Annotated in this window: 1 protein-coding gene; it reads right to left on the bottom strand. The window is 64.2% G+C overall.

Annotated elements, in window-relative coordinates:
* A partial coding sequence (locus ACLEJR_RS27090; protein ID WP_440817777.1) for an OprD family outer membrane porin occupies positions 1-324 on the bottom strand: 324 nt, incomplete at both ends.

Genomic DNA, 324 nt, shown 5'->3' with positions numbered 1-324 from the left:
CGGCATCCACTCGCCGACCTTCAGCTCCGTCTTCGACACCTTGGCCTTGAGCGCCACACCCAGGCGCCCGAAGTCATCGGCCGGACGCCCGTCATCGTGCACCGGCAGCAACTGCGTGCCCGCCGTGCCGCGACCGCCGTCGAGCTTGACCGAGTACAGGCCCAGCACGTCCACGCCGAACCCCACCACGCCTTGAGTGAAACCGGACTTGGCGTCGAGGATGAAGTTCTGGGTCCATTCCTCGGCTTTGCCTTGGGCGTTGTTCGGGTTGGTGAAGTTGCGGTTGAAATAAGCGTTGCGCAGGTTCAGCGTGGCCTTGGCATC

The organism is Pseudomonas sp. SMN5 (assembly GCF_052041925.1).
Classification (GTDB): Bacteria; Pseudomonadota; Gammaproteobacteria; order Pseudomonadales; family Pseudomonadaceae; genus Aquipseudomonas.
The sequence above is the reverse complement of the archived record's forward strand: the minus strand, read 5'-3'. Positions and strand labels throughout refer to the sequence as shown.